Genomic DNA, 6,957 nt, shown 5'->3' with positions numbered 1-6,957 from the left:
CCCGGGTGCCTGCCAGGGATCGTCTCGACTTGGTCGGAGGTGGGCAATTTGTCGTTTGTAACCGCGGCGCCGGAGATGGTGGCGTCAGCAGCGTCGGATTTGGCCAGTCTCGGTTCGACGATCCAAGTGGCTAACGGGGCCGCGGCGGCCCAGACTACGGGGGTGCTGGCCGCGGCCGAGGATGAGGTGTCGGCGGCCATTGCGGCGGTGTTCTCGGCCCACGGTGCGGGCTTTCAAGCAGTCAGCGCGCAGGCGGCGGCGTTTCACGACCAGTTTGTGCAGGCGTTGACCGCGGGTGCGGGATCATATGCCGGCGCGGAGGCCGCCAATATTGCGGCGTTTACGGCCAATCCGGCGCAGACGGTACAGCAGGATCTGCTCAGCGTGATCAATGCGCCCAGCCTGGCGCTGACCGGGCGTGCGCTGATCGGCAACGGCGCCAACGCAGCCCCGGGCACCGGGGCAAACGGCGGGGCCGGCGGGTGGCTGTTTGGCAACGGCGGGGCCGGCGGGTCCGGAGCAAGCTCAGGGGCCCTGGCCGGTGGCAACGGCGGCAACGGCGGGGCCGCCGGGCTGTTCGGTGTCGGCGGTGCTGGCGGAACTGGCGGGTTCGGCGGCACCACCGGAGGCAACGGCGGGCAGGGTGGGGCCGGCGGTCTAATCTATGGCCCCGGAGGTCTCGGCGGCACTGGCGGCACCGGCAGCAACGCCATCGGCGGGGCAGGCGGGGCCGGCGGCAACGCCGGCTTGTTGTCCTTCTCCGCCGGCGGGGTCGGCGGTGCCGGCGGTGAGGGCTTCAACAACAGCCCAGGCGGGGCAGGCGGGGCCGGTGGCAACGCTGGCCTGCTGTTCGGTACCGGCGGGGCCGGCGGCGCAGGCGGCGTTGGCAATTTGACCGGCGGGGCAGGCGGGCACGGTGGCAAGGCCGGCCTGCTGTTCGGTACCGGCGGGGCCGGCGGCTCCGGCGGGTTCAGTTTCTCGTTGTCCACCGGCGGGGCCGGCGGGGCAGGCGGCGACGCCGGCCTACTCGTTGGCAACGGCGGTGACGGCGGCTCCGGCGGGCTCGGCGGCCCCACTAGTAGCGGCGGTAACGGCGGTCACGGCGGCAATGGCGGGCTACTCGTCGGCAACGGCGGTGGCGGCGGCTCCGGCGGAGACTCCCCTGTTGTCGGCGGCAACGGCGGCAACGGCGGCAACGCGTTGGTAATGGGCAACGGCGGCAACGGCGGCAACGCCGGGATTGGTGCGACGACGGGCACCCCCGGTACCGGCGGTAGGGGTTCGGTGATCCTCCTCGGCGCGCCCGGGAATAACGGGATGACATAGCCCGCGCGGTCGATCAGGGTGGCGCCGATCACCATTCGGTGATGATGACCGAGCAGTGCCCCCGACGAGAGCAGGGGCGGCCCGATCAACCACCTAGACGGGGGCAGGCATGATCTGGTTCCCGTATTCAGCCTGCCGCGGCATCATAGGTAACCATGCTGCAATGGGAAACAGTGGACGAGAACGCGACCTACCCGTTCGAGCGCTACCGTGCGATCAGCGGCAAGCATGAATACCGGGTCTTCCACGACCCCACCGGGGCGGCAAGCCAAGACCTCCCGTGGATTCTGGTGGTTCGGGAGGCGCCGGAGGGTGGCGCCTCGACGCACATCCACCACGGCGCCTACAGCACTATCGACTGGGCGAAGCGACACGCTGAGTTATGGGAAGGCCCGCCACCCCAGGAGGGATGACGGGCCGACCTTCAACTGTGGGTCAGGGGCCTACGGTTGGCAATTCACTTCCATCGAATATGCACCGCCGATCTCGTCCGCAACCGCGACCAGCTGAGCGGCGAGCTGGCGTGCCTCGTCAGCAGTGAGCTTCGCTGAGATGTCGATCCCGCCTTTGTCGTAGCCCGGCAATTCCACGTGCAGGTACACGACGGGCAGCTGATTGAAGCCCCTGTAGGCGCACGGGGTGATGTGTGGCAGATAGATATCCCAATCGCCAAGCTCCTTGAGCGGCTCCGCATTGACCTCTTCGACTGATGACCGGGCGGTCTTCGCCCCAGCAGTCTTGGTCATCGCGGCTTACCGCCCTGGGGTGACCGTCTCCATACTTGCACCACGGCGCGCAGGCGATGGGCGTGATTTTGTTTGGTGAGACGAACGTCGTCATCGCGTAGCCCACCCGTCCATCTCGGCGGCGGCCTCGAGCAGTACCGTGGCCAGCTCGCGGACCTGGTCGCTGTTCAGCCCGTCGGTGTCTCCCTCGATGTGGACCAGGGGCGGCTCGTTGGGCTCCACATCGATTCGGCCGTCGGCCCGCTGGATTGCGGTCGTCCGGACGAAGACGTCGGAATCGGTGATCCCGCGGTTCGGCCCCGTGATGACCCGCTCCGGGTCGTCGCCTTCCCAGATGTTGCCGAATACGGCGCCGGCGGGCAGTGGGACGTTGGGATAGGAGTGCTGCGGTATCGTGCTCATCGAGCCTTTCCTTTCGTTGCAAAGCGGTCGGTTTGGTTCTGGCGGCCTCCGCCCGGTGTTAGCGCACCGGGGTCAAACGGGGGCCGCTGTTTGTTTGCGGCAGTGCTTGATTCGTGCTGAGACTAAGACCGACCTCCCTTTGATGTATAGAAATTTTTTGAATCAAATCTCCTGGCAGGGCCAAAAATCCCGAGGACGTCGGCAGACCCGCTGACAATGGCAAACGCTGTCCGACTCCCGGATCGCGACGTTGCTGATGAAAAACCATTGACGCGTCCACATCGGCACTTCTGCGCATAGGTCGTGCCTGCGTCGATGCGCTTAGGCGTGCCGGGCACGGAATAGTTGCCCCCCTAAGCCCCGGCAAACGCGCTGTACACAAAGATTTCGCGGGACTGCACCCAATGATGCTTCGGCGTGTCGGCCTCGGCGTGTCGCCGCCGGAGCACTGCTACGTTGACGCCGATGAGCTATTCACTGGCAATGCATTACGCGCACAACGCCGCGACGAAGCGACGACTGCGGCGACCAAGGCCAACGGTGAGCATCGCCAGACGCTCCTGTGCGAAGCGGTGGCCAACCTCGCGCAGGCCGTCGTGTGCATATGCCAGGCGGAGTTGGCAGACACCTGAATCCTCGGCCCCGCGCGCCGAGTCGTGTCGGCCGGGCTGTCCGTGCCGCGCGTCTACCAGATCAGGGACGGGCGACGGTGGGCCGTGAGCGCGCCGTGAGCGCATTCTGAGGTCAGTAACAGATAACTAGCGTTAATCACCGTAATGTTATTTCGCAGCTAGACGCCATTTTGATGCTCTGACTAGGTAGCTGAATAGGGTTCGAGTCCCTCCGCCCGCACTTTTCGGCGAGGGTCCGCCGTGTTGGCGTGAAACCCTTATAAGCGGGTACCCAATGGTGCACGACAAAGGGAGTGCGCCATGGTCTCGGGACACCAGCCACCATCACCCGACGAAGCCATCACCCCAGAAGTTATGGAGCTTGCAGAACGCCGAGCCGCCGAGGCGCGCGAACGCGCCGCACGGGCGGGACTCCTGGCCGCCCGCAGCTTCGAAAAATCCGCGCTGCAACACGAACGCGTTGCAGCGGTGCGGGAGCGGTCGGTCCAACGGCGGGTCCCCGACGTAGACAGGCACCGGGAGTCCGCAACCATCCATCGCAAAGCTGCGGCCGAAGATCGGAAGCTGGCCGAGTTGAAGCGCAAAGAGTCGGAAGCGGACCTGTCTCTCGACACCGATCACTAGCGCCGCCCATCCGGTCAGCCGTCCAAGAAGCGGTCCCGCACCTCCTGCGGCGGTATCGGACAGCTGTCGTACTTGCCGAAGACGCGATAGCGGATATCGGCGAACCTGTCGTAGAGCCGGTCGCGCAGTGCTGCGGGCATGATGCGGGTGACGTTGAGCAGCTTCCACGGCCCGCCGAGATAATCGACTACACGCAGCGCGGCTTCGGACCGCACGGCGACCCGTTCCCCGGGCTGCCCGGGTTCGTCGACGAAGACGACGGAATCCACGTTCTGAATCGCCGGATGGCGTTCGATGATCGCCCGGGCGAAGTCGCTGTCCAGGGCCGCGAAGCGCAGGCTGCCGCGTCGGTCGAACCGGAGCACCGTCCGGACCGCCCGGTTGCAGAAGCCGCAGACACCGTCGTAGAGCAACACCGGTGGCGCCGCGCGCTGCGTATCACCGCTCACATGGACCAGGCTACTGACCGACACGCGCCCGGGTTTGACCAAAGGTTAGGCAACCCTTAATTTAGAGGGGCTTAGGAGGGTGGAGTCACATGAATTGGGTTGTGTCTCGTCAGAGGCGGTTGCCGGCCACATTGATCCGGAGCCCGGTCTCGGTGCTACCGGTCGGCGAGGCCGTCGCGGACCTCAGCGCCGGAGGGGAGCGCTGATGGCACGCGGGTTACAGGGTGTGATGTTGCGCGGTCTCGGCGCCCGCGACCACAAGGCAACGGTCATCGAAACTATCCGCGTGGCACCACATTTCGTACGGGTGCGGATGGAGTCGTCGACGTTGTTCGACGATGCGAAGGCCGAACCCGCGGCGTGGCTGCGGTTTTGGTTTCCCGATCCGGACGGGTCCAACACCGAGTTCCAGCGCGCCTACACGATCTCGGAGGCGGACGTCCCCGCGGGCCGCTTCGCGGTCGACATGGTGCTGCACGACCCGGCGGGACCGGCGTCGCTGTGGGCGCGCACCGTGGAGCGCGGCGCCACGATCGCGGTCATGTCGCTGATGGGCTCCGCTCGATTCGACGTACCCGAAAAACAGCCGGCCGGCTATCTGTTGCTCGGCGACTCGGCATCGATCCCCGCGTTGAACGGAATCGTCGGCGTCGTCCCGCACGACGTGCCGATCGAGATGTACCTCGAGCGGCACGACAACAACGACACCGTGATCCCGCTCGCGCGGCATCCGCGGCTCGCAGTGCACTGGGTCGCTCGCCGCGATGAGAAATCGCTGGCCGCGGCGATCGGGAGCCGGGACTGGTCGCAGTGGTACGCATGGGCGACCCCCGAGGCCACGACGCTCAAGCACGTGCGAACGCGGCTACGCGGCGAATTCGGTTTCCCGAAGTCGGAGATACACGCCCGGGCCTACTGGCGGGCCGGGCGCGCGATGGGCAACTCGTCACGGTGACAGCCGGGCATAAGCGGTACGTCGCCGACCAGGTCCTCGACCTTGCCGTATGCCTTACAGTATCTGCGGCGGACGGAGCCGTCCGGGTAGTGGAGGCGTGTAGTGAGTGCTGCGATGTTCATTCCGAGGTATCCCGGCGACGTTACCCCGGAGTGGCTGTCTGCCGCGCTCAGCGAAAGCCGTTCGCCGGTGGAGGTCTCCGGGGTCGACGTGGTGGCCATCGGCACCGGGCAGACCGGGGCGACCTACCGGGTGAGCGCCAGGTATGCGACGGATCCCGGCGATCTACCGCATACGTTCGTCATCAAACTGCCCGCCCAGGATGACGCCGTGCGTGACCGCGTTGTCATCGGATATCGCAGCGAGTGCGCGTTCTACTCATCCGTGGTTGATCAAGTGCAGGTGCCGACACCGCGGTGCTTCTACTGCGCGATCACGGAAGAGGCGATGGATTTCGCCCTGCTGCTCGCCGATCAAGCACCAGCGGTCCAGGGCGATCAGCTCGCCGGCTGCGGCGAACAGGAAGCCCGCCTTGCGGTTACCGCTCTGGCCGGTCTGCACGCGCCCAGTTGGTGCGATCCGGTCTGGTTGGATTTTCCGGGCATCGCGTTTGGACGGCCGGACGAAGCCGGCGCCAACGGCATGGGCGAAGTGGCGAAGATGAGCGCCGACATCACGCTCGAGAAGCTGGGCGATCGGATGAGCCCGGAAGACCGCGATACGTTCGCTACGGCAATGGGTTTGGTGGCGCCGTGGCTGCTGGCCGAGTACGACCGGTTTGCCCTATTGCACGGGGACTATCGCCTGGACAACATGCTGTTCGACCCGGACCGAACGCGGGTCAGCGTCGTCGACTGGCAGACGCTCGGCGTGGGTCTGCCGGCCAGGGATCTCGCCTACTTCACCGCGACCAGCCTGAAGTCGCAGCTGCGTGCAAAGATCGAACAAGACCTCGTCGCCGACTATCACCGAGCGTTGTCAATTTGCGGGGTTACCGACTACGACCGTGAAACATGTTGGAGCGATTACCGGCTCGGGGTGCTACAGGCACCGCTGATCTCGGCGCTGGGCTTCGCCTTCGCGGCCTCGACCGATCGCGGTGACGACATGGTGCTGACCATGCTGGGCCGGGGCTGTCAAGCGATACGTGACCTGGGAACGCTGGAGCTGATCGGCTAGAGGTCGCCGGTGAAATCGGCGCTGAGCCAGCGGTCGGGGCGGATGGTGAACAACACCTCCGCGACACCCTCCATGCTGGCCACGAATGCGCGCCCGCCTTCCTCGCCGAGGTAGCGGATGGCGATGGATTCCTGCACCTCCACCGGGGCGGGCCGGGTGGTCTCGACGAGGGTGCCCTCGACGACCACGTATTGGTACGGCAACTCTTCGCGCTGGACCACGAGCGTCACCGCACCGGCTCGCTCGACGAGCCGGGCCTTGCGACTCGACGCCCCCGTGTTGATCCGGATGTTCCCGCCGGGGGTGTAGTCGTACCAGATCGGGACACTGGCCGGCGGGCGGCCGTCGGCCGCGACGGACAGCACGCCGATGTGTTTGGCGGCGAGGAATTCCTGACATTCGGTTTCGGTGAAGGCCTTCATGTGGACTTCAAGCGCCAGGCCCAACGGCCTATTCCCGGTGTGGCCGATCAGTACTGCGTCGAACCCTGGGCGACCGGGATCTCCGCGGCGGTGACGAGGCGCGACTCGTCGCTGGCCAGCCAGCACACGGCGTCGGCGACGTCTTCCGGCTCCGCAACCCAGGTGGGCAGAAACGGCGTGAGCATGTTGGACAACTGCGGGTTGGTCTCCATGACCTTGCCT

9 protein-coding genes and 2 pseudogenes are annotated in these 6,957 nt (G+C 66.3%); 6 read left to right on the top strand and 5 right to left on the bottom strand.

The features are described from left to right. Positions 1–48: 48 nt before the first annotated feature. Both ACLP9N_RS01060 and ACLP9N_RS01055 read left to right on the top strand, forming a co-directional pair. Positions 49–1,296, top strand: a pseudogene (locus ACLP9N_RS01060) (PE family protein); the annotation flags it as partial. 185 nt (positions 1,297–1,481) lie between these two features. Next, positions 1,482–1,739 (top strand): hypothetical protein, encoded by a 258-nt coding sequence (locus tag ACLP9N_RS01055; protein WP_442405654.1) that lies wholly within the window; start codon positions 1,482–1,484, stop codon positions 1,737–1,739. 30 nt (positions 1,740–1,769) lie between these two features. Here the strand turns inward: ACLP9N_RS01055 and ACLP9N_RS01050 are convergent, their stop codons facing one another. Further along, a complete protein-coding gene (locus ACLP9N_RS01050) occupies positions 1,770–2,072 on the bottom strand; it encodes a hypothetical protein (protein ID WP_442405653.1) in 303 nt (100 codons plus the stop codon). A gap of 90 nt (positions 2,073–2,162) precedes the next feature. Further along, positions 2,163–2,474: a hypothetical protein gene (locus ACLP9N_RS01045; protein ID WP_442405652.1), complete on the bottom strand. Its 312-nt coding sequence runs from the start codon at positions 2,472–2,474 to the stop codon at positions 2,163–2,165. A gap of 404 nt (positions 2,475–2,878) precedes the next feature. Here ACLP9N_RS01045 and ACLP9N_RS01040 point away from each other — a divergent pair, with 404 nt between their 5' ends. Both ACLP9N_RS01040 and ACLP9N_RS01035 read left to right on the top strand, forming a co-directional pair. Further along, positions 2,879–3,106: a hypothetical protein gene (locus ACLP9N_RS01040; RefSeq protein WP_442405651.1), complete on the top strand. Its 228-nt coding sequence runs from the start codon at positions 2,879–2,881 to the stop codon at positions 3,104–3,106. 300 nt (positions 3,107–3,406) lie between these two features. Further along, entirely contained in the window at positions 3,407–3,730 is a 324-nt protein-coding gene (locus ACLP9N_RS01035) for a hypothetical protein (protein WP_442405650.1), read from the top strand. A 14-nt stretch (positions 3,731–3,744) separates the two neighbouring features. Here the strand turns inward: ACLP9N_RS01035 and ACLP9N_RS01030 are convergent, their stop codons facing one another. Beyond that, positions 3,745–4,179, bottom strand: a complete 435-nt coding sequence (locus ACLP9N_RS01030; protein WP_442405649.1) for a thiol-disulfide oxidoreductase DCC family protein — start codon at positions 4,177–4,179, stop codon at positions 3,745–3,747. Between the two features lie 205 nt (positions 4,180–4,384). Between ACLP9N_RS01030 and ACLP9N_RS01025 the strand changes: the two are divergent. Next, positions 4,385–5,119 (top strand): annotated as a pseudogene (locus ACLP9N_RS01025) (siderophore-interacting protein); the annotation flags it as partial. 129 nt (positions 5,120–5,248) lie between these two features. Continuing rightward, positions 5,249–6,313 carry a phosphotransferase family protein gene (locus ACLP9N_RS01020; RefSeq protein WP_442405657.1) on the top strand — a complete coding sequence of 355 codons (1,065 nt, stop codon included), beginning with the start codon at positions 5,249–5,251 and terminating at the stop codon, positions 6,311–6,313. On the opposite strand, the gene ACLP9N_RS01015 is transcribed toward ACLP9N_RS01020, so the two are convergent. Next, positions 6,310–6,735 carry a pyridoxamine 5'-phosphate oxidase family protein gene (locus ACLP9N_RS01015; protein WP_442405656.1) on the bottom strand — a complete coding sequence of 142 codons (426 nt, stop codon included), beginning with the start codon at positions 6,733–6,735 and terminating at the stop codon, positions 6,310–6,312. The genes ACLP9N_RS01020 and ACLP9N_RS01015 overlap by 4 nt on opposite strands. Before the next feature lie 47 nt (positions 6,736–6,782). Beyond that, on the bottom strand, positions 6,783–6,957 hold a 175-nt coding region (locus ACLP9N_RS01010; RefSeq protein WP_442405655.1), incomplete at its 5' end, for an SDR family oxidoreductase.

Source organism: Mycobacterium sp., from assembly GCF_052144515.1.
Classification (GTDB): Bacteria; Actinomycetota; Actinomycetes; order Mycobacteriales; family Mycobacteriaceae; genus Mycobacterium.
Note: the sequence above shows the minus strand (reverse complement) of the source record. Positions and strands in the feature narration are given on the sequence as shown.

Excerpts from the sequence above, each read along its gene's own strand:
- ACLP9N_RS01055 (WP_442405654.1), top strand. The coding sequence starts at position 1,482 with ATGCTGCAATGGGAAACAGTGGACGAGAACGCGACCTACCCGTTCGAG.
- ACLP9N_RS01050 (WP_442405653.1), bottom strand. The coding sequence starts at position 2,072 with ATGACCAAGACTGCTGGGGCGAAGACCGCCCGGTCATCAGTCGAAGAG.
- ACLP9N_RS01045 (WP_442405652.1), bottom strand. The coding sequence starts at position 2,474 with ATGAGCACGATACCGCAGCACTCCTATCCCAACGTCCCACTGCCCGCC.
- ACLP9N_RS01040 (WP_442405651.1), top strand. The coding sequence starts at position 2,879 with ATGATGCTTCGGCGTGTCGGCCTCGGCGTGTCGCCGCCGGAGCACTGC.
- ACLP9N_RS01035 (WP_442405650.1), top strand. The coding sequence starts at position 3,407 with ATGGTCTCGGGACACCAGCCACCATCACCCGACGAAGCCATCACCCCA.
- ACLP9N_RS01020 (WP_442405657.1), top strand. The coding sequence starts at position 5,249 with ATGTTCATTCCGAGGTATCCCGGCGACGTTACCCCGGAGTGGCTGTCT.
- ACLP9N_RS01015 (WP_442405656.1), bottom strand. The coding sequence starts at position 6,735 with ATGAAGGCCTTCACCGAAACCGAATGTCAGGAATTCCTCGCCGCCAAA.